The 24,875-nt window shown below is 57.9% G+C and carries 35 protein-coding genes; all 35 read right to left on the bottom strand.

Annotated elements, in window-relative coordinates; translation table 11 throughout:
* Positions 1–9: 9 nt before the first annotated feature.
* Positions 10–474, bottom strand: coding sequence for a bacterioferritin (bfr, locus tag AC1TXO_RS02655; protein ID WP_486404915.1), 465 nt, complete (start codon positions 472–474; stop codon positions 10–12).
* Between the two features lie 165 nt (positions 475–639).
* Positions 640–2,079 (bottom strand): catalase, encoded by a 1,440-nt coding sequence (locus tag AC1TXO_RS02650; protein WP_486404914.1) that lies wholly within the window; start codon positions 2,077–2,079, stop codon positions 640–642.
* 172 nt (positions 2,080–2,251) lie between these two features.
* Positions 2,252–2,638: a 50S ribosomal protein L17 gene (gene rplQ, locus AC1TXO_RS02645; RefSeq protein ID WP_003255451.1), complete on the bottom strand. Its 387-nt coding sequence runs from the start codon at positions 2,636–2,638 to the stop codon at positions 2,252–2,254.
* Positions 2,639–2,680: 42 nt separating this feature from the next.
* A complete protein-coding gene (locus AC1TXO_RS02640; protein ID WP_486404913.1) occupies positions 2,681–3,682 on the bottom strand; it encodes a DNA-directed RNA polymerase subunit alpha in 1,002 nt (333 codons plus the stop codon).
* 22 nt (positions 3,683–3,704) lie between these two features.
* Positions 3,705–4,325, bottom strand: a complete 621-nt coding sequence (gene rpsD, locus AC1TXO_RS02635) for a 30S ribosomal protein S4 (RefSeq protein ID WP_054893564.1) — start codon at positions 4,323–4,325, stop codon at positions 3,705–3,707.
* 15 nt (positions 4,326–4,340) lie between these two features.
* On the bottom strand, positions 4,341–4,730 hold the full coding sequence (gene rpsK, locus AC1TXO_RS02630; RefSeq protein ID WP_003255454.1) for a 30S ribosomal protein S11: 390 nt from the start codon (positions 4,728–4,730) through the stop codon (positions 4,341–4,343).
* An 18-nt stretch (positions 4,731–4,748) separates the two neighbouring features.
* Entirely contained in the window at positions 4,749–5,105 is a 357-nt protein-coding gene (gene rpsM, locus AC1TXO_RS02625) for a 30S ribosomal protein S13 (protein ID WP_003255457.1), read from the bottom strand.
* Between the two features lie 131 nt (positions 5,106–5,236).
* Complete coding sequence (rpmJ, locus tag AC1TXO_RS02620) at positions 5,237–5,353, bottom strand: 50S ribosomal protein L36 (RefSeq protein ID WP_011531897.1); 117 nt, start codon at positions 5,351–5,353, stop codon at positions 5,237–5,239.
* A 28-nt stretch (positions 5,354–5,381) separates the two neighbouring features.
* Entirely contained in the window at positions 5,382–6,713 is a 1,332-nt protein-coding gene (gene secY, locus AC1TXO_RS02615) for a preprotein translocase subunit SecY (RefSeq protein WP_486404912.1), read from the bottom strand.
* Positions 6,714–7,148 (bottom strand): 50S ribosomal protein L15, encoded by a 435-nt coding sequence (gene rplO / locus AC1TXO_RS02610; protein WP_486404911.1) that lies wholly within the window; start codon positions 7,146–7,148, stop codon positions 6,714–6,716.
* A gap of 3 nt (positions 7,149–7,151) precedes the next feature.
* Positions 7,152–7,328, bottom strand: coding sequence for a 50S ribosomal protein L30 (rpmD, locus tag AC1TXO_RS02605; protein ID WP_009397493.1), 177 nt, complete (start codon positions 7,326–7,328; stop codon positions 7,152–7,154).
* A 2-nt stretch (positions 7,329–7,330) separates the two neighbouring features.
* Positions 7,331–7,831, bottom strand: coding sequence for a 30S ribosomal protein S5 (gene rpsE, locus AC1TXO_RS02600; protein ID WP_003255465.1), 501 nt, complete (start codon positions 7,829–7,831; stop codon positions 7,331–7,333).
* Positions 7,832–7,834: 3 nt separating this feature from the next.
* Positions 7,835–8,185 (bottom strand): 50S ribosomal protein L18, encoded by a 351-nt coding sequence (gene rplR / locus AC1TXO_RS02595; RefSeq protein WP_023629183.1) that lies wholly within the window; start codon positions 8,183–8,185, stop codon positions 7,835–7,837.
* A gap of 10 nt (positions 8,186–8,195) precedes the next feature.
* Complete coding sequence (rplF, locus tag AC1TXO_RS02590) at positions 8,196–8,729, bottom strand: 50S ribosomal protein L6 (RefSeq protein WP_003255469.1); 534 nt, start codon at positions 8,727–8,729, stop codon at positions 8,196–8,198.
* A gap of 12 nt (positions 8,730–8,741) precedes the next feature.
* Positions 8,742–9,134 (bottom strand): 30S ribosomal protein S8, encoded by a 393-nt coding sequence (gene rpsH, locus AC1TXO_RS02585; protein WP_023382627.1) that lies wholly within the window; start codon positions 9,132–9,134, stop codon positions 8,742–8,744.
* A gap of 208 nt (positions 9,135–9,342) precedes the next feature.
* Entirely contained in the window at positions 9,343–9,648 is a 306-nt protein-coding gene (gene rpsN / locus AC1TXO_RS02580) for a 30S ribosomal protein S14 (protein WP_009397499.1), read from the bottom strand.
* Between the two features lie 13 nt (positions 9,649–9,661).
* A complete protein-coding gene (gene rplE / locus AC1TXO_RS02575) occupies positions 9,662–10,201 on the bottom strand; it encodes a 50S ribosomal protein L5 (RefSeq protein ID WP_003255474.1) in 540 nt (179 codons plus the stop codon).
* Between the two features lie 20 nt (positions 10,202–10,221).
* Positions 10,222–10,536 (bottom strand): 50S ribosomal protein L24, encoded by a 315-nt coding sequence (rplX, locus tag AC1TXO_RS02570; protein WP_003255476.1) that lies wholly within the window; start codon positions 10,534–10,536, stop codon positions 10,222–10,224.
* 11 nt (positions 10,537–10,547) lie between these two features.
* On the bottom strand, positions 10,548–10,916 hold the full coding sequence (gene rplN, locus AC1TXO_RS02565) for a 50S ribosomal protein L14 (protein ID WP_011063774.1): 369 nt from the start codon (positions 10,914–10,916) through the stop codon (positions 10,548–10,550).
* A gap of 23 nt (positions 10,917–10,939) precedes the next feature.
* Positions 10,940–11,206, bottom strand: a complete 267-nt coding sequence (gene rpsQ / locus AC1TXO_RS02560; RefSeq protein ID WP_023534981.1) for a 30S ribosomal protein S17 — start codon at positions 11,204–11,206, stop codon at positions 10,940–10,942.
* A gap of 2 nt (positions 11,207–11,208) precedes the next feature.
* A complete protein-coding gene (gene rpmC, locus AC1TXO_RS02555) occupies positions 11,209–11,400 on the bottom strand; it encodes a 50S ribosomal protein L29 (protein ID WP_002555481.1) in 192 nt (63 codons plus the stop codon).
* Complete coding sequence (gene rplP, locus AC1TXO_RS02550; protein ID WP_009397508.1) at positions 11,400–11,813, bottom strand: 50S ribosomal protein L16; 414 nt, start codon at positions 11,811–11,813, stop codon at positions 11,400–11,402. Before rplP ends, rpmC begins: the two co-directional genes overlap by 1 nt.
* A 12-nt stretch (positions 11,814–11,825) precedes the next feature.
* Complete coding sequence (rpsC, locus tag AC1TXO_RS02545) at positions 11,826–12,512, bottom strand: 30S ribosomal protein S3 (RefSeq protein WP_003255481.1); 687 nt, start codon at positions 12,510–12,512, stop codon at positions 11,826–11,828.
* Between the two features lie 13 nt (positions 12,513–12,525).
* A complete protein-coding gene (gene rplV, locus AC1TXO_RS02540) occupies positions 12,526–12,858 on the bottom strand; it encodes a 50S ribosomal protein L22 (RefSeq protein WP_003103908.1) in 333 nt (110 codons plus the stop codon).
* Between the two features lie 11 nt (positions 12,859–12,869).
* Complete coding sequence (gene rpsS / locus AC1TXO_RS02535; RefSeq protein WP_010486981.1) at positions 12,870–13,145, bottom strand: 30S ribosomal protein S19; 276 nt, start codon at positions 13,143–13,145, stop codon at positions 12,870–12,872.
* 16 nt (positions 13,146–13,161) lie between these two features.
* Positions 13,162–13,986, bottom strand: a complete 825-nt coding sequence (rplB, locus tag AC1TXO_RS02530) for a 50S ribosomal protein L2 (RefSeq protein ID WP_186670248.1) — start codon at positions 13,984–13,986, stop codon at positions 13,162–13,164.
* Between the two features lie 14 nt (positions 13,987–14,000).
* Positions 14,001–14,300 (bottom strand): 50S ribosomal protein L23, encoded by a 300-nt coding sequence (rplW, locus tag AC1TXO_RS02525; RefSeq protein ID WP_003255484.1) that lies wholly within the window; start codon positions 14,298–14,300, stop codon positions 14,001–14,003.
* Positions 14,297–14,899, bottom strand: coding sequence for a 50S ribosomal protein L4 (gene rplD / locus AC1TXO_RS02520; RefSeq protein WP_003255485.1), 603 nt, complete (start codon positions 14,897–14,899; stop codon positions 14,297–14,299). Before rplD ends, rplW begins: the two co-directional genes overlap by 4 nt.
* Positions 14,900–14,911: 12 nt before the next feature.
* Positions 14,912–15,547 carry a 50S ribosomal protein L3 gene (gene rplC, locus AC1TXO_RS02515; protein ID WP_003255486.1) on the bottom strand — a complete coding sequence of 212 codons (636 nt, stop codon included), beginning with the start codon at positions 15,545–15,547 and terminating at the stop codon, positions 14,912–14,914.
* Between the two features lie 81 nt (positions 15,548–15,628).
* Positions 15,629–15,940: a 30S ribosomal protein S10 gene (gene rpsJ, locus AC1TXO_RS02510; protein ID WP_003186070.1), complete on the bottom strand. Its 312-nt coding sequence runs from the start codon at positions 15,938–15,940 to the stop codon at positions 15,629–15,631.
* A gap of 141 nt (positions 15,941–16,081) precedes the next feature.
* Positions 16,082–17,275, bottom strand: a complete 1,194-nt coding sequence (gene tuf, locus AC1TXO_RS02505) for an elongation factor Tu (protein ID WP_010951775.1) — start codon at positions 17,273–17,275, stop codon at positions 16,082–16,084.
* A gap of 27 nt (positions 17,276–17,302) precedes the next feature.
* Positions 17,303–19,450 (bottom strand): elongation factor G, encoded by a 2,148-nt coding sequence (gene fusA / locus AC1TXO_RS02500; RefSeq protein WP_054893561.1) that lies wholly within the window; start codon positions 19,448–19,450, stop codon positions 17,303–17,305.
* Between the two features lie 30 nt (positions 19,451–19,480).
* Positions 19,481–19,951 (bottom strand): 30S ribosomal protein S7, encoded by a 471-nt coding sequence (gene rpsG, locus AC1TXO_RS02495; RefSeq protein WP_003246741.1) that lies wholly within the window; start codon positions 19,949–19,951, stop codon positions 19,481–19,483.
* 106 nt (positions 19,952–20,057) lie between these two features.
* Positions 20,058–20,429: a 30S ribosomal protein S12 gene (gene rpsL / locus AC1TXO_RS02490; RefSeq protein WP_003255492.1), complete on the bottom strand. Its 372-nt coding sequence runs from the start codon at positions 20,427–20,429 to the stop codon at positions 20,058–20,060.
* Positions 20,430–20,639: 210 nt separating this feature from the next.
* Entirely contained in the window at positions 20,640–24,839 is a 4,200-nt protein-coding gene (rpoC, locus tag AC1TXO_RS02485; protein ID WP_486404910.1) for a DNA-directed RNA polymerase subunit beta', read from the bottom strand.
* Positions 24,840–24,875 lie beyond the last annotated feature (36 nt).

The raw sequence follows: 24,875 nt of genomic DNA, 5'->3' as shown, positions 1-24,875 counted from the left end.
CCCATTTTTTTACATCTGCGACTGCAGGTAGTTCTCCAGGCCGATGGCCTTGATCAACCCTTGCTGCTTCTCCAGCCAGTAGGTGTGATCCTCTTCGGTGTCGGCCAGCTGGGCACGCAGGATGTCACGGCTGATGTAATCCTTGTGCTGCTCGCACAGCTCGATGCCTTTGCACAAGGCCGCACGAACCTTGTACTCGAGCTTGAGATCGGCCTCGATCATTTCCGGCACGGTGCTGCCGACTTCCAGATCGTCGGCTCGCATGTCAGGGGTGCCTTCGAGCATCAGGATGCGGCGCATCAGCGCATCGGCGTGCTGGGTCTCTTCTTCCATCTCGTGGTTGATGCGTTCGTAGAGCTTGGACAGGCCCCAGTCTTCGTACATACGCGAGTGGATGAAATACTGGTCGCGCGCGGCCAGTTCGCCCTTCAGCAACGTGACGAGATAATTGATTACGTCCGGGTGACCTTGCATCGCCCTGATTCTCCCTGAGTGAAAGCTTGATAGGGAGATAGTGTGAACCATGATTTCTTCACGGTCACTGAAAAATGCGCAATTTATGGGAAAAAAGCGGGTAAACCGTAGTGATTTTCATTGAAAAACCGCCCAAATGCGGGCGGTTCTTCTTATCACTTCGACTTAGGCGAGATTGATGCCCAAGGCCTTGGCAATCCCCTCACCGTAAGCGGGATCAGCCTTGAAGAAGTGCTGCAACTGACGCTGCACCACATCGTCGCTGACGCCTTTCAGGGTGCCGGCAATGTTGTTGATCAACAGGGCCTGCTGGTCGGCGTTCATCAGGCGGAACAGCGCACCGGCGTGGCTGTAGTAGTCGTTGTCCTCGCGGTGGTCGTAACGATCCGCGACACCCTCGAGTGCCAGTGCAGGCTCGGCGTGACGAGGCGACTGCTTGGGCGCATCGGCATAGCTGTTCGGTTCGTAGTTTGGTGCACTGCCGTAGCTGCCCATGGTCATTGCACCGTCGCGCTGGTAGCTGTGTACCGGGCTGCGTGGCGCGTTCACCGGCAGGTGCTGGTGGTTGGTACCGATACGGTAGCGGTGAGCATCGGCGTAGGCGAACACACGCCCCTGCAGCATGCGATCCGGCGACAGACCGACACCCGGCACCATGTTGCTTGGCCCGAACGCTGCCTGCTCGACCTCAGCGAAGTAGTTGAGCGGGTTGCGGTTCAGTTCCAGCACGCCAACTTCGATCAGCGGGTAGTCCTTCTGCGACCAGGTCTTGGTGACGTCGAAGGGGTTCTCGGCACGGTTGGCCGCTTCTTCTTCGCTCATCACCTGGATGCAGACCGTCCAGCGTGGGTAATCGCCGCGCTCGATGGCTTCGAACAGGTCACGCTGGGCGTAGTCCGGATCGGTACCGGCGATACGCGCTGCATCGGCCGGAGCCAGGTTCTTGATGCCTTGCTGGGTCTTGAAGTGCCACTTGACCCAGGTGCGTTTGCCATCAGCACTAAGCAGGCTGTAGGTATGGCTGCCGAAGCCGTGCATGTGGCGGTAGCCGTCCGGAATGCCACGGTCGGAGAACAGGATGGTGACCTGGTGCAGCGCCTCGGGCGAGTGCGACCAGAAATCCCACATCATCTGGGCGTTCTTCAGGTTGCTCTGCGGATGACGCTTCTGGGTATGGATGAAATCCGGGAATTTCAGCGGGTCGCGAATGAAGAACACCGGCGTGTTGTTGCCGACGATGTCCCAGTTGCCTTCCTCGGTGTAGAACTTCACGGCGAAACCGCGCGGGTCACGCTCGGTGTCGGCCGAACCACGCTCACCACCCACAGTGGAGAAACGCAGGAAGGTTTCAGTCTGCTTGCCGATGGTTTCGAACAGGCGGGCACTGGTGTACTGGGTGATGTCATGGGTGACGGTGAAGGTACCGTAGGCACCCGAACCCTTGGCGTGAACGCGACGCTCCGGGATGTTTTCGCGATTGAAGTGGGCCAGCTTCTCGAGGAGGTGGAAGTCGTCGAGCAACAGCGGGCCGCGCGGGCCTGCCGAACGCGAGTTCTGGTTGTCGGCTACGGGTGCTCCGCTGGCGGTGGTGAGAATCTTGCTCATGGGCTCTCCTTATCGGTCTCGAAATGCCGGCTAATCGGCTTGAGAGCAAGTATGGCTGCACAACATGACAAGATCTAATTTATAGATATGCTTATAACGATAGATTTATTCAATTCATACGAGCACAAAAAACCGGGCACTAGGCCCGGTCTTCTGTAGCAGACAGAACGTCTTACTCGGCAGCTTCTACAGCACCACCGACCGGACGATCAACCAGCTCGACGTACGCCATAGGCGCGTTGTCGCCAGCGCGGAAACCGCACTTCAGGATGCGCAGGTAGCCGCCCTGACGAGTGGCGTAACGCTTGCCCAGGTCGTTGAACAGTTTGCCAACTGCGGACTTCGAACGGGTACGGTCGAAGGCCAGACGACGGTTGGCAACGCTGTCTTCCTTGGCCAGGGTGATCAGCGGCTCGGCAACGCGGCGCAGTTCCTTGGCTTTCGGCAGGGTGGTTTTGATCAGCTCGTGCTCGATCAGCGACACTGCCATGTTCTGGAACATGGCCTTGCGGTGAGAGCTGGTACGGCTCAGGTGACGTCCACTTTTACGATGACGCATGATTCATTCCTTACCAAACACTACGTTCGGTGATTACGACGATCAGGCAGTCGCCTTGTCGTCTTTCTTAAGACTTGCAGGCGGCCAGTTGTCGAGGCGCATGCCGAGAGACAGACCACGGGAGGCCAGGACGTCCTTGATTTCAGTCAGGGACTTCTTGCCCAGGTTAGGAGTCTTCAACAGCTCTACTTCGGTACGCTGAATCAGGTCGCCGATGTAGTAGATGTTCTCCGCCTTGAGGCAGTTGGCCGAACGTACAGTCAGTTCCAGGTCGTCAACCGGGCGCAGCAGGATCGGATCGATCTCGTCTTCCTGCTCGACCACGACCGGCTCGCTGTCACCTTTGAGGTCGACGAACGCGGCCAGCTGCTGTTGCAGGATGGTCGCGGCCCGACGGATAGCCTCTTCAGCGTCCAGGGTGCCGTTGGTTTCCAGATCGATGACCAGCTTGTCCAGGTTGGTACGCTGCTCAACACGGGCGTTCTCGACCACATAGGCGATACGACGCACCGGGCTGAACGAAGCGTCCAGCTGAAGACGGCCAATGCTGCGGCTTTCGTCCTCGTCGGTCTGACGGGAGTCGGCCGGCTCGTAACCGCGACCACGAGCTACGGTGAGCTTCATGTTCAGGGCGCCGTTGGACGCCAGGTTCGCGATTACGTGATCGGGGTTGACGATCTCGACATCGTGATCCAGCTGAATATCGGCAGCGGTGACCACCCCCGAACCCTTTTTCGACAAGGTCAGCGTAACTTCGTCACGACCGTGCAGCTTGATCGCCAGGCCTTTGAGGTTCAACAGGATTTCAATGACGTCTTCCTGTACACCTTCGATCGCGGAGTACTCATGGAGTACGCCATCGATCTCGGCCTCGACTACTGCACAGCCAGGCATGGAGGACAACAGGATGCGGCGCAGCGCGTTGCCCAGGGTATGGCCGAAACCACGCTCGAGAGGCTCGAGAGTGATCTTGGCGCGGGTTGGACTGACTACCTGCACGTCGATGTGACGGGGAGTCAGGAACTCATTTACCGAAATCTGCATGGATGCACCTATTTTCTAGCCCTTACTTGGAGTAGAGCTCGACAATCAGGTTTTCGTTGATGTCGGCGGACAGATCGCTGCGAGCAGGAACGTTCTTGAAAACGCCCGACTTTTTAGCGGAATCAACGTCTACCCACTCAACGCGGCCACGCTGGGCGCACAGTTCAAGGGCTTGAACAATGCGCAGCTGGTTCAGCGACTTCTCACGAACCGCGACCACGTCACCCGGACGAACTTGGTAGGATGGAATGTTTACGGTCTTGCCGTTGACGCTGATCGCTTTGTGCGAAACCAGCTGACGGGACTCGGAACGAGTCGAACCGAAGCCCATACGGTAAACGACGTTGTCCAGGCGGCATTCCAGCAGTTGCAGCAGGTTCTCACCAGTAGCGCCTTTTTTCGAGGCTGCGACTTGGTAGTAACCGCGGAACTGGCGCTCCAGGACACCGTAGATACGGCGGACTTTCTGTTTCTCGCGCAGCTGGGTACCGTAGTCGGACTGACGGCCACGGCGCTGGCCGTGGATACCTGGGGCTGCTTCGATGTTGCACTTCGATTCCAGAGCGCGAACGCCGCTCTTCAGGAACAGGTCAGTGCCTTCACGGCGAGACAGTTTGCATTTTGGACCAATGTAACGTGCCATTTATCTGTCTCCTGATTACACGCGACGCTTCTTCGGCGGACGGCACCCGTTATGCGGGATTGGCGTCACGTCGGTGATGCTGGCGATCTTGTAGCCGCAGCTGTTCAGTGCACGAACGGCGGACTCACGACCTGGACCTGGACCCTTGACGTTGACGTCGAGGTTCTTCAGACCGTATTCCAGCGCAGCTTGACCAGCACGCTCAGCAGCGATCTGGGCTGCGAACGGGGTGGATTTGCGCGAACCACGGAAACCCGAACCACCGGAGGTCGCCCAGGACAAAGCGTTGCCCTGACGGTCGGTGATGGTCACGATGGTGTTGTTGAAAGACGCATGGATGTGGGCGATGCCATCAACCACTGTCTTTTTGACTTTTTTACGAGGACGAGCAGCAGGTTTTGCCATGTCTATATTCCTGGGCGATTACTTGCGGATCGGCTTACGCGGGCCCTTACGGGTGCGTGCGTTGGTCTTGGTGCGCTGACCGCGAACCGGCAGACCTTTACGATGACGCAGGCCGCGGTAGCAACCCAGGTCCATCAAGCGCTTGATCTTCATGTTGATGTCACGACGCAGGTCACCTTCGGTGGTGAACTTCGCAACTTCGCCACGCAGGGTTTCGATTTGCTCGTCGCTCAGATCCTTGATCTTAGCGGCTGGATTTACACCAGCGTCTGCACAGATTTTCTGTGCAGTTGTGCGACCGACACCATAGATGTAGGTCAGCGAGATAACAGTATGCTTGTTATCTGGAATGTTGACGCCTGCAATACGGGCCATTCAGTGGGACTCCAATTGACAGCTACCTACGCCCCGGAAGCCAAGAAATAGGGCGCGAGATAATATCGCTGTAGAAACGAATAATCAACCCAGCAGCACACTAGCTGCTGGGTTTGAAGCGCAGATCACACTCAGCCTTGGCGCTGCTTGTGACGCGGTTCCGCGCTGCAGATCACGCGCACGATACCTTCGCGACGAATGATCTTGCAGTTGCGGCACAGCTTTTTCACCGATGCACGAACTTTCATTACCGACTCCTCGAACCTTAGGGGTCTATCAGCGCAGCAGACCGCTGCCACCGTAGCCTTTCAGGTTGGCTTTCTTCATCAGGGATTCGTACTGGTGCGAAACGAGGTGCGATTGTACTTGGGACATGAAGTCCATCACAACCACTACCACAATCAGCAACGAGGTCCCGCCAAGGTAGAACGGCACGTTTGCTGCCACCACCAGGAACTGGGGCAGAAGGCAGACGGCCATCATGTAAAGAGCACCGAACATGGTCAAACGGGTCAGAACGCCATCAATGTAGCGCGCCGACTGCTCACCAGGACGGATACCCGGAATAAAGGCACCGGACTTCTTCAGGTTTTCCGCTACGTCTTTCGGGTTGAACATCAACGCTGTGTAGAAGAAGCAGAAGAAGATGATCCCTGCACTAAACAGCAGAATGTTCAACGGCTGACCAGGAGCGATCGACTGCGAGATGTCCTGCAGCCAGCCCATACCTTCGGACTGACCGAACCAGGCACCCAGCGAAGCCGGGAACAGCAAGATGCTGCTCGCGAAAATGGCAGGAATGACGCCCGCCATGTTCACTTTCAGCGGCAGGTGGCTGGTCTGCGCAGCGAAGACCTTGCGGCCCTGCTGACGCTTGGCGTAGTGAACGGCGATACGACGCTGACCACGCTCGATGAACACCACGAAGCCGATAATCGCTACTGCAAGCAAACCGATAGCGACCAGGGCGAAGATGTTGATATCGCCTGTGCGCGCAGACTCGAAAGACTGCCCGATTGCTCTCGGAAGACCGGCAACGATACCTGCGAAGATCAACATCGAGATACCGTTGCCCACACCGCGCTCGGTGATCTGCTCGCCGAGCCACATCATGAACATTGCGCCGGCCACGAAGGTGGAGACGGCAACGACATGGAAGCCCAGACCTGCAGAAAACGCCACGCCCTGGTTGGCCAGGCCAATGGACATGCCAATGGCTTGAACCAGCGCCAGGATAACGGTGCCGTAGCGGGTGTACTGGCTGATCTTGCGACGGCCAGATTCACCTTCCTTCTTCAACTGCTCCAGCTGTGGGCTGACCGCGGTCATGAGCTGCATGATGATCGATGCCGAGATGTACGGCATGATCCCCAGTGCAAAGATGCTCATGCGCTCCAGCGCACCGCCGGAAAACATGTTGAACAAGCTAAGAATGGTCCCCTCATTCTGCCGGAACAGATCCGCGAGACGGTCCGGGTTAATGCCTGGTACCGGGATGTGCGCGCCAATCCGATAGACGATGATCGCCATGAACAGAAAGCGCAGACGAGCCCAGAGTTCCGACATCCCGCCCTTACCGAGCGAAGAGAGAGCACCTTGCTTAGCCATTTATTCCTCGAACTTGCCGCCAGCTGCTTCGATAGCCGCACGTGCACCTTTGGTGACGGCGATACCCTTGAGGGTGACTGCGCGAGTGACTTCGCCCGACAGCATGATTTTCACGCGCTGTACGTGCTGGCCGACCACGTTGGCGTCCTTGAGGGACTGAACGGTGATCAGATCGCCTTCCACCTTGGCCAGCTCGGACAGACGCACTTCTGCGCGGTCCATGGCTTTCAGGGAAACGAAGCCGAATTTCGGCAGACGACGATGCAGCGGCTGTTGACCGCCTTCGAAGCCCGGAGCGATGGTGCCACCGGAACGGGAGGTCTGACCTTTGTGGCCGCGGCCACCGGTCTTGCCCAAACCGCTACCGATACCACGACCCGGACGATGCTTCTCGCGACGGGAACCCGGCGCTGGACTCAGATCATTGAGTTTCATCGATTAACCCTCGACGCGCAGCATGTAGTAAGCCTTGTTGATCATCCCGCGATTCTCGGGAGTATCCTGGACTTCTACGGTGTGACCGATGCGACGCAGACCCAGGCCTTTAACGCACAGCTTGTGGTTAGGCAGGCGGCCGGCGGTGCTCTTGATCAGCGTTACTTTTACGGTTGCCATGATCAGAAGATCTCCTCAACGCTCTTGCCGCGCTTGGCAGCAATGGACTCAGGAGATTGCATGGCTTTCAGACCCTTGAAGGTGGCGTAGACCACGTTCACTGGGTTGGTCGAACCGTAGCACTTGGCCAGAACGTTCTGGACACCAGCAACTTCCAGGACAGCACGCATTGCGCCGCCGGCGATGATACCGGTACCTTCCGAAGCAGGCTGCATGTAAACCTTCGAGGCGCCGTGGGCAGCCTTGGTGGCGTACTGCAGGGTGGTGCCCTTCAGGTCAACCTGGATCATGTTGCGACGGGCAGCTTCCATGGCTTTCTGGATCGCGGCAGGTACTTCGCGCGATTTGCCACGGCCGAAGCCGACGCGACCTTTGCCATCACCTACCACGGTCAGCGCGGTGAAGGTGAAGATACGGCCGCCTTTAACGGTTTTAGCAACGCGGTTAACTTGAACCAGCTTCTCGATGTAGCCTTCGTCGCGCTTTTGATCGTTATTTGCCATAACTTAGAACTCCAGTCCGCCTTCACGAGCAGCATCGGCCAGCGCCTTGACGCGACCATGGTACTTGAAGCCGGAACGGTCAAAGGCAACTTGAGATACACCGGCGGCTTTCGCGCGCTCAGCTACCAGCTTGCCAACCTTAGTGGCCGCGTCGATGTTGCCGGTGGCGCCATCACGCAGTTCTTTGTCCAAGGTCGAGGCGCTTGCCAGAACCTTGCTGCCGTCGGCCGAAATGACCTGGGCATAGATGTGCTGCGAGGAGCGGAACACGCACAGACGCACGGCTTCGAGCTCGTGCATTTTCAGGCGTGCTTTGCGAGCGCGACGCAGTCGAATAACTTTTTTGTCGGTCATTTGCTAGGCCCTACTTCTTCTTGGCTTCTTTACGACGGACTACTTCGTCCGCGTAACGCACACCCTTGCCTTTGTAAGGCTCTGGCGGACGGAAATCGCGGATTTCAGCGGCCACCTGACCCACCAGCTGCTTGTCGATACCCTTGATCAGGATGTCGGTCTGGCTTGGGGTTTCAGCGGTGATACCGGCTGGCAGTTCGTAGTCCACTGGGTGCGAGAAGCCCAGAGCCAGGTTCAGGACGGTGCCCTTGGCCTGTGCCTTGTAACCAACACCGACCAGCTGGAGCTTGCGCTCGAAGCCTTGGCTTACGCCCTGGACCATGTTGTTCACCAGAGCACGGGTGGTACCGGCCATGGCGCGAGCTTGCTGGTCACCGTTGCGAGCGACGAAGCGCAGCTCGCCGGACTCTTCGGTAACTTCAACAGACGAGTGAACGTTCAGTTCGAGAGTGCCCTTGGCACCCTTCACCGAAAGCTGCTGGCCGGCGAATTTGACTTCGACACCGGATGGCAGCTTAACGGGGTTCTTAGCGACGCGAGACATGCCTATCTCCCCTTAGAACACTGTGCACAGAACTTCGCCACCGACACCGGCAGCGCGCGCAGCGCGATCAGTCATCACACCTTTGTTGGTGGAGACGATAGACACGCCCAGACCGCCACGTACTTTCGGCAGATCGGAGACGGACTTGTACTGGCGCAGGCCTGGACGGCTGGAGCGCTTCAGTTCCTCGATGACCGGACGGCCTTCGAAGTACTTCAGTTCGATCGACAGGGAAGGCTTGGCTTCGCCACTGACCTGGTAGCCAGCGATGTAACCTTCGTCCTTCAGAACTTTGGCAACCGCGACCTTCAGCGTGGAGGAAGGCATGCTTACGACGGACTTTTCAGCCATCTGGGCATTACGGATGCGAGTTAGCATGTCCGCTAACGGGTCCTGCATACTCATGGGCTAGATGCTCCTGATACAAGAATTATTAGCCTTGCGGCTATCACAACCACCCGATCGCACAGGGCAAAAACCCAGGCTCAGGTGAGCCGGTCATTCTAGACATAAGACAGAAACGAAACAAGCCCCACGAGGGGGCTTGTTTCGTTGCAATGTCACCGGCGGTCGGAAGATCTCTCCCCTCCCGCCGGTGTCACGCCAACAGCGATTACCAGCTGGCCTTGACCAGACCTGGTACGTCGCCGCGCATTGCAGCCTGGCGCAGCATGTTACGGCCCAGGCCGAACTTACGGTATACACCGTGAGGACGACCGGTCAGGCGGCAACGGTTGCGCAGACGTGCAGCGCTGGCATCGCGAGGCTGCTTCTGCAGTGCGACAACGGCAGCGAAACGCTCTTCAGGAGAGGCGTTCAGGTTGACGATGGTCGCTTTCAGCTCGGCACGCTTTTTGGCGTACTTGGCTACCGTGAGCTGACGCTTCAGCTCGCGGTTTTTCATGCTCTTCTTGGCCATTTTCCTACTCCAATCAGTTGCGGAACGGGAACTTGAATGCACGCAGCAGAGCGCGGCCTTCGTCGTCCGAACGAGCAGTGGTGGTCAGGGTGATGTCCAAACCGCGCAGAGCATCGATCTTGTCGTAGTCGATTTCCGGGAAGATGATCTGCTCTTTCACGCCCATGCTGTAGTTGCCACGGCCATCGAAGGACTTGGCATTCAGGCCGCGGAAGTCGCGAACCCGAGGCAGGGAGATCGCCAGCAGGCGGTCCAGGAATTCGTACATCTTGTCGCTACGCAGGGTCACCTTGACGCCGATCGGCCAGCCCTCACGGACTTTGAAGCCCGCGATGGATTTACGAGCGAAAGTCACGACCGGCTTTTGACCGGTGATCTTTTCCAGGTCGGCAACTGCGTGCTCGATGACTTTCTTGTCGCCGATCGCTTCGCCCAGACCCATGTTCAGGGTGATCTTGGTAACGCGCGGAACTTCCATCACGTTCGACAGCTTAAGTTCTTCCTTAAGCTTGGGAGCGATTTCGTTCCGGTAAATCTCTTTCAGTCGTGCCATGGTCTTCTACCTAGCAGTGTTCAAGCATCAACCGCTTTTTGGGTCGACTTGAAGACACGAATTTTCTTACCGTCTTCTACTTTGAAACCAACGCGGTCAGCCTTGTTGGTTTCGCCATTGAAGATGGCAACGTTGGAAGCGTGCAGAGGCGCTTCTTTCTCGACGATACCGCCCTGAACGCCTGCCATCGGGTTCGGCTTGGTATGACGCTTGACCAGGTTCACACCACCGATGACCAGACGGTCGTCAGCGAGAACCTTCAGCACCTTACCGCGCTTGCCCTTGTCTTTGCCGGCGATCACGATGATCTCGTCGTCACGACGAATCTTTTGCATGTCGGATCTCCTTACAGCACTTCAGGGGCGAGCGAGACGATCTTCATGAACTTCTCGTTACGAAGCTCACGGGTCACTGGCCCGAAGATGCGGGTACCGATCGGCTCTTGCTTGTTGTTCAGCAGAACAGCAGCGTTGCCGTCGAAACGAATGATGGAACCGTCGGCGCGACGTACACCGTGACGGGTACGGACGACTACAGCGGTCATCACCTGGCCTTTCTTGACCTTACCGCGAGGAATTGCTTCCTTGACGGTAACTTTGATGATGTCACCGATGCCGGCGTAACGGCGGTGGGAACCGCCGAGCACCTTGATGCACATGACGCGACGAGCGCCGCTGTTATCGGCCACATCGAGCATGGATTGAGTCTGAATCATAAAATTTCTCCGACCCCTAGCCCTTAGACTTCAACAGCGCGTTCGAGGACTTCAACCAGTGCCCAGGACTTGGTCTTGGCCAGCGGACGAGTTTCGGTGATCGAAACCTTGTCGCCGATCTTGCACTGGTTGGTTTCGTCGTGCGCGTGCAGCTTAGTCGAACGCTTAACGTATTTACCGTAGATCGGGTGCTTTACGCGACGCTCGATCAGAACGGTGATGGTCTTGTCCATTTTGTCGCTGACGACACGGCCAGTCAGCGTACGGACGGTTTTTTCAGCTTCAGCCATGATCACTTACCTGCCTGCTGGTTGAGCACAGTTTTCACGCGAGCGATGTCACGCTTAACTTGCGAGAGCAGGTGCGACTGCCCCAACTGGCCAGTTGCTTTCTGCATACGCAGATTGAACTGGTCGCGCAGCAAGCCGAGCAGTTGCTCATTCAGTTGCTGTGCCGATTTTTCACGAAGTTCATTCGCTTTCATCACATCACCGTCCGCTTAACAAAGGAGGTGGCGAGAGGCAGCTTCGCAGCGGCCAGGGCGAAAGCTTCGCGCGCCAGCTCTTCAGAAACACCCTCGATCTCGTACAGGACTTTGCCTGGCTGGATCTGGGCAACCCAGTACTCCACGGAACCCTTACCTTTACCCATACGAACCTCGAGAGGCTTCTTGGTAACCGGCTTGTCCGGGAATACACGGATCCAGATCTTGCCGCCACGTTTTACGTGACGGGTCAGGGCACGACGTGCCGACTCGATCTGGCGGGCGGTGAGACGACCGCGAGCGACAGCTTTCAGAGCGAACTCGCCGAAGCTGACCTTGCTACCGCGCAGTGCCAGACCACGGTTGTGGCCGGTCATCTGCTTGCGGAATTTTGTACGCTTTGGTTGCAACATTTGGCGTACCCCTTACTTAGCAGCTTTTTTACGAGGCGCTGGTGCTTGCGGCTTCAGCTCTTCCTGGCGACCACCAATCACTTCGCCTTTGAAGATCCAAACCTTGACACCGATCACACCATAGGTGGTGTGAGCTTCGTAGGTGTTGTAGTCGATATCGGCACGCAGGGTGTGCAGAGGCACACGACCTTCGCGATACCACTCGGTACGGGCGATCTCGGCACCGCCGAGACGACCGCTCACCTGGATCTTGATGCCCTTGGCACCAATACGCATGGCGTTCTGTACGGCGCGCTTCATGGCGCGACGGAACATAACGCGGCGCTCCAGCTGCTGGGCAACGCTTTGCGCAACCAGCATGGCGTCGAGTTCCGGCTTGCGGATCTCTTCGATGTTGATGTGCACAGGCACACCCATCTGCTTGGTCAGGTCCTGACGCAGCTTCTCTACATCCTCACCCTTCTTGCCGATAACGATACCGGGACGAGCGGTGTGGATGGTGATGCGTGCAGTTTGAGCCGGACGATGAATATCGATACGGCTTACGGACGCGCTTTTTAGTTTGTCTTGGAGGTACTCACGCGTTTTCAGATCCTTCAACAGGTAATCTGCGTAAGTAGCACCGTCTGCGTACCAGACGGAGGTGTGCTCCTTGACGATTCCCAGGCGAATGCCAGTGGGATGTACTTTCTGACCCATCTGATCGACTCCGTTACTTGTCCGCAACCTTGACAGTGATATGGCAAGACCGCTTGACGATGCGATCAGCGCGGCCTTTGGCACGCGGCATGATGCGCTTCAGCGAACGCCCTTCGTTGACGAAAACGGTGGAGACCTTCAGGTCATCAACGTCTGCGCCTTCGTTGTGTTCGGCGTTGGCAACGGCCGACTCGAGGACTTTCTTCATGATTTCAGCGGCTTTTTTGCTGCTGAAGGCCAACAGGTTGAGCGCTTCGCCCACCTTCTTCCCGCGGATCTGGTCGGCGACCAAGCGGGCTTTCTGGGCGGAGATTCGAGCGCCCGACAACTTAGCGGCTACTTCCATTTCCTTACCCCTTAACGCTTGGCTTTCTTGTCAGCCACGTGCCCGCGATAGGTGCGGGTACCGGCGAACTCGCCCAGTTTGTGGCCGACCATGTCTTCGTTCACGAGAACTGGGACGTGTTGGCGACCGTTGTGTACCGCGATGGTCAGACCGACCATTTGTGGCAGGATCATCGAACGGCGCGACCAGGTTTTCACCGGCTTGCGATCGTTCTTCTCCACCGCCACTTCGATCTTCTTCAGCAGGTGAAGATCGATAAAAGGACCTTTTTTCAGAGAACGTGGCACTGTCGTATCCCTCTAGTTACTTGCGACGACGGACGATCATGTTGTCGGTACGCTTATTACCGCGGGTCTTCGCACCCTTGGTCGGGAAGCCCCATGGCGATACCGGATGACGACCACCGGAGGTACGACCTTCACCACCACCATGCGGGTGGTCAACCGGGTTCATGGCAACACCACGAACGGTTGGGCGAACGCCGCGCCAGCGTTTGGCACCAGCTTTACCCAGCGAACGCAGGCTGTGCTCGGAGTTCGAGACTTCACCCAGGGTCGCACGGCATTCAGCCAGTACTTTGCGCATCTCACCGGAGCGCAGACGCAGAGTCACGTAGGCACCTTCACGAGCGATCAGCTGAGCCGAAGCACCAGCGGAACGAGCGATCTGTGCACCTTTACCCGGCTTCAGTTCGATGCCGTGTACGGTGCTACCTACCGGGATGTTGCGCAGTTGCAGGGAGTTACCGGCCTTGATTGGGGCCAGGGCACCTGCGATCAGCTGGTCGCCAGCGCTCACGCCTTTAGGGGCGATGATGTAGCGACGCTCGCCGTCTGCGTAGCACAGCAGCGCGATGTGAGCAGTACGGTTCGGGTCGTATTCGACGCGTTCGACAGTGGCTGGGATGCCATCTTTGTCGTTGCGACGGAAGTCGACCAGACGGTAGTGCTGCTTATGACCACCACCCACGTGACGCGTGGTGATGCGGCCATTGTTGTTACGACCACCAGACTTCGATTTCTTCTCGAGCAGCGGTGCGTGAGGAGCGCCTTTGTGCAGCTCCTTGTTGACCACCTTGACCACGAAACGGCGGCCAGGGGAAGTCGGTTTGCATTTAACGATTGCCATGATGCACCCCTTCCTTACTCAGCACTGCTGCTGAAATCGAGATCTTGGCCTGGCTGAAGGGAGACGATCGCCTTCTTCCAGTCATTGCGCTTGCCCAGACCACGTGCGGTACGCTTGGTTTTACCCAGAACGTTGACAGTCGACACGTTTTCAACTTTTACGTTGAACAGGCCTTCGACAGCTTTCTTGATTTCCAGCTTGGTTGCATCGGTAGCAACCTTGAATACGAACTGGCCTTTCTTCTCAGCCAGAACGGTAGCCTTCTCGGAAACGTGCGGGCCAAGGAGGACTTTGAATACGCGTTCCTGGTTCATCCCAGCAGCTCCTCGAATTTCTTCACGGCCGAGACAGTGATCAACACTTTCTCGTATGCGATCAGACTGACCGGGTCGGAACCTTGTACGTCACGCACGTCAACGTGCGGCAGGTTACGAGCAGCCAGGTACAGGTTCTGATCAACAGCGTCGGAAACGATCAATACGTCGCTCAGACCCATGCCGTTCAGCTTGTTCAGCAGATCTTTGGTTTTCGGTGCTTCGACAGCGAAGTCCTGAACCACGACCAGACGGTCGCTACGCACCAGCTCGGCGAGGATGGAGCGCAGGGCTGCGCGGTACATCTTCTTGTTGAGCTTCTGCGAGTGATCTTGAGGGCGAGCTGCGAAGGTTACACCACCGCCACGCCAGATCGGACCACGAGTGGTACCAGCACGAGCACGGCCAGTACCCTTCTGACGCCATGGGCGCTTACCGCCACCGGCTACGTCAGAGCGGGTCTTCTGCTGCTTGGTGCCCTGACGGCCGCCGGCCATGTAGGCCACGACTGCTTGGTGAACCAGCGTCTCGTTGAATTCGCCACCGAAAGTCAGTTCGGAAACTTCGATCGCCTGAGCGTCATTTACATTAAGTTGCATGTCAGTTTCCCCTTAACCGCGAGCCTTGACAGCCGGACGTACAACCACGTCGCCGCCAGTAGCGCCAGGTACGGCACCCTTGATCAGCAGCAGGTTGCGTTCAGCGTCTACGCGAACTACTTCCAGGGACTGAACAGTCACGCGCTCGGCGCCCATGTGACCGGACATCTTCTTGCCCTTGAACACACGACCAGGAGTCTGGCACTGGCCGATGGAACCAGGAACACGGTGCGACACGGAGTTACCGTGGGTGTTGTCCTGACCACGGAAGTTCCAGCGCTTGATGGTACCGGCGAAGCCTTTACCTTTGGACTGACCAGTAACGTCAACCAGCTGGCCTGCAGTGAAGAGTTCAGCTTTGATCAGATCGCCAGCCTGGAAATCGCCTTCTTCAAGACGGAACTCCCAGACACCGCGACCAGCGGCAACGTTGGCCTTGGCGAAGTGGCCTGCCTGAGCGGCAGTCACACGCGAAGCACGACGCTCGCCGACAGTGACTTGCACTGCACGGTAGCCATCGGTTTCTTCAGTTTTGAACTGGGTGACGCGATTCGGCTCGATCTCGATGACCGTGACCGGAATGGAGACACCTTCTTCGGTGAAAATGCGGGTCATACCGCACTTGCGACCGATTACACCAATAGTCATGTTGTAAACCTCATGAGTGTACGGGGCTTTCACCCGCTATGGCCGCCCATTTCAGAGCGTTACACGACTCAGACCGAAGTCTTAGCCGAGGCTGATCTGCACTTCCACACCTGCCGCGAGATCAAGCTTCATCAGCGCATCAACGGTTTTATCCGTTGGCTGGACGATGTCCAGAACGCGCTTATGAGTGCGAATCTCGTACTGGTCACGCGCGTCTTTGTTGACATGCGGGGAGACCAGAACGGTGAAACGCTCTTTGCGGGTAGGCAGTGGAATTGGACCACGCACTTGTGCACCAGTACGTTTCGCGGTTTCCACGATTTCCTGGGTGGATTGGTCGATCAGGCGATGGTCGAAAGCCTTCAACCTGATACGGATTTGCTGATTTTGCATTGGATTTCAGACTCCAGGCTGTTCCCAACGGACGCACTACGCCCGCTAAAAGGAGGCGTGATTCTATAGACGCCCCCATTTAGTGTCAACCCAATAAAAAAAACCCCCGCTAAGCGGGGGTTTTTTCAATCGGTCGAGTGATTACTCGATGATTTTGGCTACGACGCCGGCGCCGACGGTACGACCGCCTTCACGGATGGCGAAGCGCAGACCGTCTTCCATTGCGATGGTCTTGATCAGGGTGACAGTCATCTGAATGTTGTCACCTGGCATTACCATCTCAACGCCTTCCGGCAGTTCGCAGTTACCGGTCACGTCAGTGGTACGGAAGTAGAACTGAGGACGGTAGCCCTTGAAGAACGGAGTGTGACGACCGCCTTCTTCCTTCGACAGAACGTAGACTTCTGCGGTGAACTTGGTGTGCGGCTTGACCGAACCTGGCTTGACCAGAACCTGGCCACGCTCAACGTCGTCACGCTTGGTACCACGCAGCAGAACGCCGCAGTTCTCACCAGCACGACCTTCGTCCAGCAGCTTGCGGAACATCTCGACGCCGGTGCAGGTGGTGGTGGTGGTGTCACGCAGACCAACGATTTCCAGCGGATCCTGAACGCGGACGATGCCACGCTCGATACGGCCGGTCACAACGGTACCACGACCCGAGATCGAGAATACGTCTTCGATCGGCATCAGGAACGGCTGGTCGATCGCACGAACTGGCTCAGGGATGTAGGCATCCAGAGTCTCTACCAGCTTCTTGACAGCGGTAGTGCCCATTTCGTTGTCGTCTTTGCCTTCCAGCGCCATACGAGCCGAACCGATGATGATCGGGGTGTCGTCGCCTGGGAAGTCGTAGGTGGACAGCAGGTCGCGAACTTCCATCTCGACCAGTTCCAGCAGCTCAGCGTCGTCTACCAGGTCAGCCTTGTTCAGGAAGACCACGATGTACGGAACGCCTACCTGACGGGACAGCAGGATGTGCTCACGGGTTTGTGGCATCGGACCATCGGCGGCCGAGCAAACCAGGATCGCGCCGTCCATCTGGGCAGCACCGGTGATCATGTTCTTCACGTAGTCAGCGTGACCTGGGCAGTCGACGTGAGCGTAGTGACGAATGTTCGAGTTGTACTCGACGTGAGCGGTGTTGATGGTGATACCGCGCGCTTTTTCTTCCGGAGCCGAGTCGATCTTGTCGAACTCAACGACTGCCGAACCGAATACTTCGGAGCAGACGCGAGTCAGAGCTGCGGTCAGAGTGGTCTTACCGTGGTCAACGTGGCCGATGGTGCCGACGTTAACGTGGGGAAGGGAACGATCAAATTTTTCTTTAGCCACGACAGTGAACCTCTTGCCTAAAGGGGATTAGCCTTGTTTTTTAACGAGTGCTTCGACGATGTTCGACGGAGCTTCGGCGTATTTGGAGAATTCCATGGAGTAGCTTGCGCGACCCTGAGACATGGAACGAACGTCGGTCGCGTAACCGAACATCTCTCCGAGCGGTACCTCAGCAGTGATTACCTTGCCGGACACCGAGTCTTCATTACCCTGGATCATCCCGCGACGACGGCTCAGGTCACCCATCACGTCACCCAGGTAGTCTTCCGGGGTTACAACTTCGACCTTCATGATCGGCTCAAGGACCACGCCACCGCCCTTCTGGGCCAGCTGCTTGGTCGCCATCGAAGCGGCGATCTTGAACGCCATTTCGTTGGAGTCGACGTCGTGGTACGAACCGTCGAATACCGTAGCCTTCAGGCCGAGCAGCGGATAGCCGGCAACAACGCCGTTTTTCATCTGCTCTTCGATACCCTTCTGGATCGGGGCGATGAATTCCTTAGGAATCACACCACCAACGACTTCGTTGGTGAACACCAGACCTTCGGTGATGTTGCCTTTCTCGTCCACGTCCGGCTCCGAGAAACGGATCCAGCAGTGACCGAACTGACCACGACCACCCGACTGACGAACGAACTTGCCTTCGATCTCGACGTTGGATTTGGTGATCTTCTCGCGGTACGAAACCTGCGGCTTGCCGACGTTGCACTCGACGTTGAACTCGCGCTTCATGCGGTCAACGAGGATGTCCAGGTGCAGCTCACCCATACCGGAGATGATGGTCTGGCCGGTTTCTTCGTCGGTCTTGACGCGGAACGACGGGTCTTCCTGGGCCAGCTTGCCCAGAGCGATACCCATCTTCTCCTGGTCAGCCTTGGTTTTCGGCTCTACGGAGAGCGAAATTACCGGCTCAGGGAAGTCCATACGCTCGAGGATGATCGGCTTGTCGGCGTTGCACAGGGTGTCACCGGTGGTGACGTCCTTCATGCCGATCAGAGCAGCGATGTCGCCAGCGCGTACTTCTTTGATCTCTTCACGCTGGTTGGCGTGCATCTGCACCATACGACCAACGCGCTCTTTCTTGCCCTTGACCGAGTTGATGACGGAGTCACCGGAGGTCAGGAAGCCCGAGTAGACGCGGACGAAGGTCAGAGTACCCACGAACGGGTCGGTGGCAATCTTGAACGCCAGGGCCGAGAACGGCTCGTTGTCGTCAGCAGGACGCTCGTCGTATTGCTCTGGAGTGACTTCGTCCTTCGGCACGTCGATCAGATCAGGGTGGATACCCTTGATCGCAGGGATCTCGGTTGGTGCAGGCAGGAAGTCAATAACGGCGTCGAGAACCAGGGGAACGCCCTTGTTCTTGAACGAGGAACCGCAGACAGCAGGAACGATCTCGCTCGCCAGGGTACGGGCGCGCAGACCAGCCTTGATGTCTTCGACGGACAGGTCACCTTCTTCAAGGTACTTGTTCATCAGCTCTTCGTTGGCCTCGGCAGCAGCCTCGACCATGTTGCTGCGCCATTCGTTGGCCAGGTCCACCAGCTCAGCAGGAATCTCTTCCTCGCGATAGGTGGTGCCTTTGTCGTCATCGTTCCAGTAGATGGCCTTCATCTTGATCAGGTCAACCTGACCCTGGAAGTCATCTTCAGCACCGATGGCCAGCTGGACCGGAACCGGGGTGTGACCCAGGCGATTCTTGATCTGGCCGACAACGCGCAGGAAGTTGGCACCAGCACGGTCCATCTTGTTCACGTAGACAACACGTGGAACGCCGTACTTGTTGGCCTGACGCCATACGGTTTCGGACTGAGGCTCAACGCCGGAGGTACCGCAGAACACGACGACCGCGCCGTCGAGTACACGCAGCGAACGCTCTACTTCAATGGTGAAGTCAACGTGGCCGGGGGTATCGATGACGTTTACGCGGTAGTTGTCGTACTGACCACGGGAGCCTTTCCAGAAGGTGGTAACGGCAGCGGAGGTAATGGTGATACCGCGCTCCTGCTCCTGCACCATCCAGTCGGTGGTCGCGGCGCCATCATGCACCTCGCCCATCTTGTGGCTCAGACCTGTGTAGAACAGGATCCGCTCGGTAGTGGTGGTCTTGCCCGCGTCAACGTGGGCACAGATACCAATGTTACGGTAGCGGTTAATTGCTGTAGTACGAGCCATAAAGCCCTCGCAAAATGATTGATGCTTGAATTAGAAGCGGTAGTGCGAGAACGCTTTGTTGGCTTCGGCCATACGGTGCACGTCTTCACGCTTCTTGACTGCAGCACCCTTGCCTTCGGCAGCATCCAGCAGTTCGCCGGCCAGACGCAGGGCCATCGACTTCTCGCCGCGCTTGCGGGCGTAGTCTACGAGCCAGCGCATTGCCAGAGCGTTACGACGGGATGGACGAACTTCAACCGGAACCTGGTAAGTGGCACCGCCGACACGACGGGACTTTACTTCGACCAGCGGAGCGATGGCGTCGAGAGCTTTCTCGAAGATTTCCAGGGGGTCGCTGTTCTTGCGTGCTTTGACGGTATCCAGGGCACCGTAAACGATGCGCTCGGCTACGGCCTTCTTGCCGCTTTCCATCACGTGGTTCATGAACTTGGCGAGGATCTGCGATCCGTACTTCGGATCGTCAAGGATCTCACGTTTTGCTGCTACACGACGTCTTGGCATGATAAGCCCTCAAACGGTCTTCAGGTTAGCCCGGGACGCGGGTCTTCGACCCCTGCCCGACCTTACTCTTATCGACTCAAATAAATGGATGTCTGCAAACGGCCGATTACTTCGGACGCTTGGTACCGTACTTCGAACGACCCTGGTTACGGCCTTTGACGCCCGAAGTATCCAGAGAGCCGCGAACGGTGTGGTAACGAACACCTGGCAAGTCTTTTACACGGCCGCCACGGATCAGGACGACGCTGTGCTCTTGCAGGTTGTGGCCTTCACCACCGATGTACGAGGAAACCTCGAAACCGTTGGTCAGACGCACACGGCATACTTTACGCAGTGCCGAGTTAGGTTTTTTCGGCGTGGTGGTGTACACACGGGTGCACACGCCACGACGCTGCGGGCAGTTCTGCAGCGCAGGAACGTCGGACTTTTCGACCGAACGCTTGCGCGGCTGACGTACCAGCTGGTTGATAGTTGCCATCTACTAGCTCCACTGATTGTCTTGCGACTCTATTGTCTTGCAAGAAAGCCAAAAATTGGCGAGACGGAGCCTCACCAAATTTAAGGGTACAAAAGTCTAAAGAGGATCTTGCACCCAGTCAAGACAAGGCCCCGACCCTTCCTGCCCGGTCATCGGCAACAAATCATGTCACCGAGGCTCGGGAGGAAGGGGCCGGGGCCCCGCCTCGTCTTAGTTGCCGCTGGAGTTCAGCGCTTCGGTCAGTGCGGCTTCCACCTCACTGGCGCTCACACGCAGCGGCTTGTCGGCATCACGGCGACGCTTGCGCTCGCTGTGGTAGGCCAGACCGGTACCGGCCGGGATCAGACGACCCACGACCACGTTCTCTTTCAGGCCGCGCAGGTAATCGCGCTTGCCGGTTACCGCCGCTTCGGTCAGTACGCGGGTGGTTTCCTGGAAGGAAGCCGCGGAGATGAACGACTCGGTCGACAGCGAGGCCTTGGTGATACCCAGCAGGACACGGGTGAACTTGGAGATGAACTTGTCTTCGCCAGCCAGACGCTCGTTCTCTACCAGTACCTGGGTCAGTTCCATCTGGTCGCCCTTGATGAAGCTGGAATCGCCCGACTCGCTGATCTCGACCTTGCGCAGCATCTGACGCAGGATGGTCTCGATGTGCTTGTCGTTGATCTTCACGCCCTGCAGACGGTAAACGTCCTGGATCTCGTTGACGATGTACTTCGCCAGCGCGCTCACACCCAGCAGACGCAGGATGTCGTGCGGATCGCTCGGGCCGTCGGAGATGACTTCGCCGCGGTTGACCTGTTCGCCTTCGAAGACGTTCAGGTGGCGCCACTTCGGAATCAGCTCTTCGTACGGATCGCTGCCGTCGGTTGGAGTGATGACCAGACGACGCTTGCCCTTGGTCTCCTTGCCGAACGCGATGGTGCCGCTGACTTCCGCCAGGATCGACGCTTCCTTCGGACGACGTGCTTCGAACAGGTCGGCAACGCGTGGCAGACCACCGGTGATGTCACGGGTCTTCGACGTTTCTTGCGGGATACGCGCGATAACGTCACCGACGCCGATCTGGGCACCGTCAGCCACACCGACGAGGGCGTTGGCCGGCAGGAAGTACTGTGCCGGTACGTCGGTACCTGGCAGGTACAGGTCCTTGCCGTTGGCATCGACCATCTTGATGGCCGGACGGATTTCCTTGCCAGCGGCAGGGCGATCCTTGACGTCCAGGACTTCAATGTTGGTCAGACCGGTCAGTTCGTCGGTCTGGCGCTTGATGGTGATGTTTTCTTCCATGCCCACGAAGGTCACGGTACCTTTCAGCTCGGTCACGATCGGGTGGGTGTGCGGGTCCCACTTGGCGACGATGGCGCCAGCTTCGACCTTGTCACCTTCCTTGACCGAAATCACCGCACCGTAAGGCAGCTTGTAGCGCTCGCGCTCACGACCGAATTCGTCGGCAATGGCCAGCTCGCCGGAACGCGATACCGCGACCAGGTTGCCATCGGCACGCTCGACCTGCTTCAGGTTGTGCAGACGCACCATGCCGCCATTCTTCACCTGGACGCTGTCGGCAGCCGAGGTACGGCTTGCAGCACCACCGATGTGGAAGGTACGCATGGTCAGCTGGGTACCCGGCTCACCGATCGACTGTGCAGCGATAACGCCGACAGCTTCACCGATGTTCACCTGGTGACCGCGAGCCAGGTCACGACCGTAGCACTTGGCGCAGATGCCGTAGCGGGTTTCGCAGCTGATCGGCGAACGCACGACCACTTCGTCGATGCTGTTCAGCTCGATGAACTCGACCCACTTCTCGTCGACCAGGGTGCCGGCCGGAACGATGACGTCCTCGGTGCCTGGCTTGAACACGTCACGGGCGATGACACGACCCAGTACACGCTCACCCAGCGGCTCTACAACGTCGCCGCCTTCGATGTGCGGGGTCATCAGCAGGCCCTGGTCGGTGCCGCAGTCGATCTCGGTCACGACCAGATCCTGCGCCACGTCTACCAGACGACGGGTCAGGTAACCGGAGTTCGCGGTCTTCAGTGCGGTATCCGCCAGACCTTTACGAGCACCGTGGGTCGAGATGAAGTACTGCAGTACGCTCAGACCTTCACGGAAGTTCGCGGTGATCGGCGTCTCGATGATCGAGCCGTCCGGCTTGGCCATCAGGCCACGCATACCGGCCAGCTGACGGATCTGGGCTGCGGAACCACGCGCACCGGAGTCAGCCATCATGTACATCGAGTTGAAGGACTCTTGCTCGACTTCCTTGCCCTCGCGGTCGATGACCTTCTCTTTCGAGAGGTTGGCCATCATCGCCTTGGACACTTCGTCGTTCGCCTTCGACCACAAGTCGATGACCTTGTTGTACTTCTCGCCCTGGGTAACCAGGCCGGAGGCGTACTGGCTCTCGATTTCCTTCACTTCGTCGGTAGCGGTACCGATGATGCGGGCTTTTTCGTCCGGGATGACGAAGTCGTTCACACCGATCGACACACCGGAAATGGTCGAGTAGGCGAAACCGGTGTACATCAGCTGGTCAGCGAAGATCACGGTCTCTTTCAGACCCACCACGCGATAGCACTGGTTGATCAGCTTGGAGATCGCCTTCTTCTTCATCGGCTGGTTGACCACGTCGTACGGCAGGCCTGCCGGAACAACCTGGAACAGCAGCGCGCGGCCGACGGTGGTGTCGACGATACGGGTGTTCTTGGTGACGCTGCCATCACGGTCTTTCACGGTCTCGTTGATACGGACCTTGATTTTCGCGTGCAAGGCAGCTTCGCCGGCGCGGAATACGCGGTCGACTTCCTGCAGGTCGGCGAATACGCGACCTTCGCCCTTGGCGTTGATGGCTTCGCGGGTCATGTAGTACAGACCCAGTACAACGTCCTGCGAAGGAACGATGATCGGCTCACCGTTGGCTGGCGACAGGATGTTGTTGGTCGACATCATCAGTGCACGTGCTTCGAGCTGGGCTTCCAGGGTCAGCGGCACGTGAACGGCCATCTGGTCACCGTCGAAGTCGGCGTTGTACGCGGCACAGACCAGCGGGTGCAGCTGGATCGCCTTGCCTTCGATCAGCACTGGCTCGAACGCCTGGATACCCAGACGGTGCAGGGTCGGTGCACGGTTCAGCAGCACGGGGTGTTCGCGGATGACTTCGGCGAGAACGTCCCAGACCTCTGGCAGCTCGCGCTCGACCATCTTCTTGGCGGCCTTGATGGTGGTCGCCAGACCACGCATTTCCAGCTTGCCGAAAATGAACGGCTTGAACAGCTCGAGGGCCATCTTCTTCGGCAGACCGCACTGGTGCAGGCGCAGGGTCGGACCTACGGTAATTACCGAACGGCCGGAGTAGTCCACGCGCTTGCCGAGCAAGTTCTGACGGAAACGACCTTGCTTACCTTTGATCATGTCGGCCAGCGACTTCAGCGGACGCTTGTTCGAGCCCGTGATGGCGCGACCGCGACGGCCGTTGTCGAGCAGGGCGTCGACCGCTTCCTGCAGCATGCGCTTTTCGTTGCGCACGATGATGTCCGGCGCCGACAGATCGAGCAGGCGCTTGAGACGGTTGTTACGGTTGATCACCCGACGATAGAGGTCGTTCAGGTCGGAGGTCGCGAAGCGGCCGCCATCCAGCGGAACCAGCGGACGCAGGTCCGGCGGCAGCACTGGCAGGACGGTCAGGACCATCCACTCAGGCAGGTTGCCCGAGCCCTGGAAAGCTTCCATCAGCTTCAGGCGCTTGGACAGCTTCTTGATCTTGGTTTCCGAGTTGGTCTGCGGAATCTCTTCGCGCAGGCGACCGATCTCGTGCTCCAGGTCGATAGCGTGCAGCAGCTCGCGGACAGCCTCGGCACCCATGCGGGCGTCGAAGTCGTCACCGAACTCTTCCAGCGCTTCGAAGTACTGCTCGTCGTTGAGCAGCTGCCCCTTCTCGAGGGTGGTCATGCCCGGATCGATCACCACGTAGCTCTCGAAGTAGAGCACGCGCTCGATGTCACGCAGGGTCATGTCCATCAGCAGGCCGATACGGGACGGCAGCGACTTCAGGAACCAGATGTGGGCAACCGGCGAGGCCAGTTCGATGTGCGCCATGCGCTCACGACGAACCTTGGCCAGGGCAACTTCAACGCCGCACTTCTCGCAGATCACGCCGCGGTGCTTGAGGCGCTTGTACTTGCCGCACAGGCACTCGTAGTCCTTGACTGGGCCAAAGATCTTGGCGCAGAACAGGCCGTCACGCTCAGGCTTGAACGTACGGTAGTTGATGGTTTCCGGTTTCTTGACTTCACCGAACGACCACGAACGGATCATTTCAGGCGACGCCAGACCGATGCGGATGGCGTCGAACTCTTCGACTTGACCCTGGTTTTTCAGCAAATTCAGTAGGTCTTTCAAGGCCTTTCCTCCTGGCGGAGCAGGGAGCGGGCATTA

This window comes from Pseudomonas sp. FA117, assembly GCF_057370475.1.
This window is presented reverse-complemented; position numbering and strand designations above follow the sequence as displayed.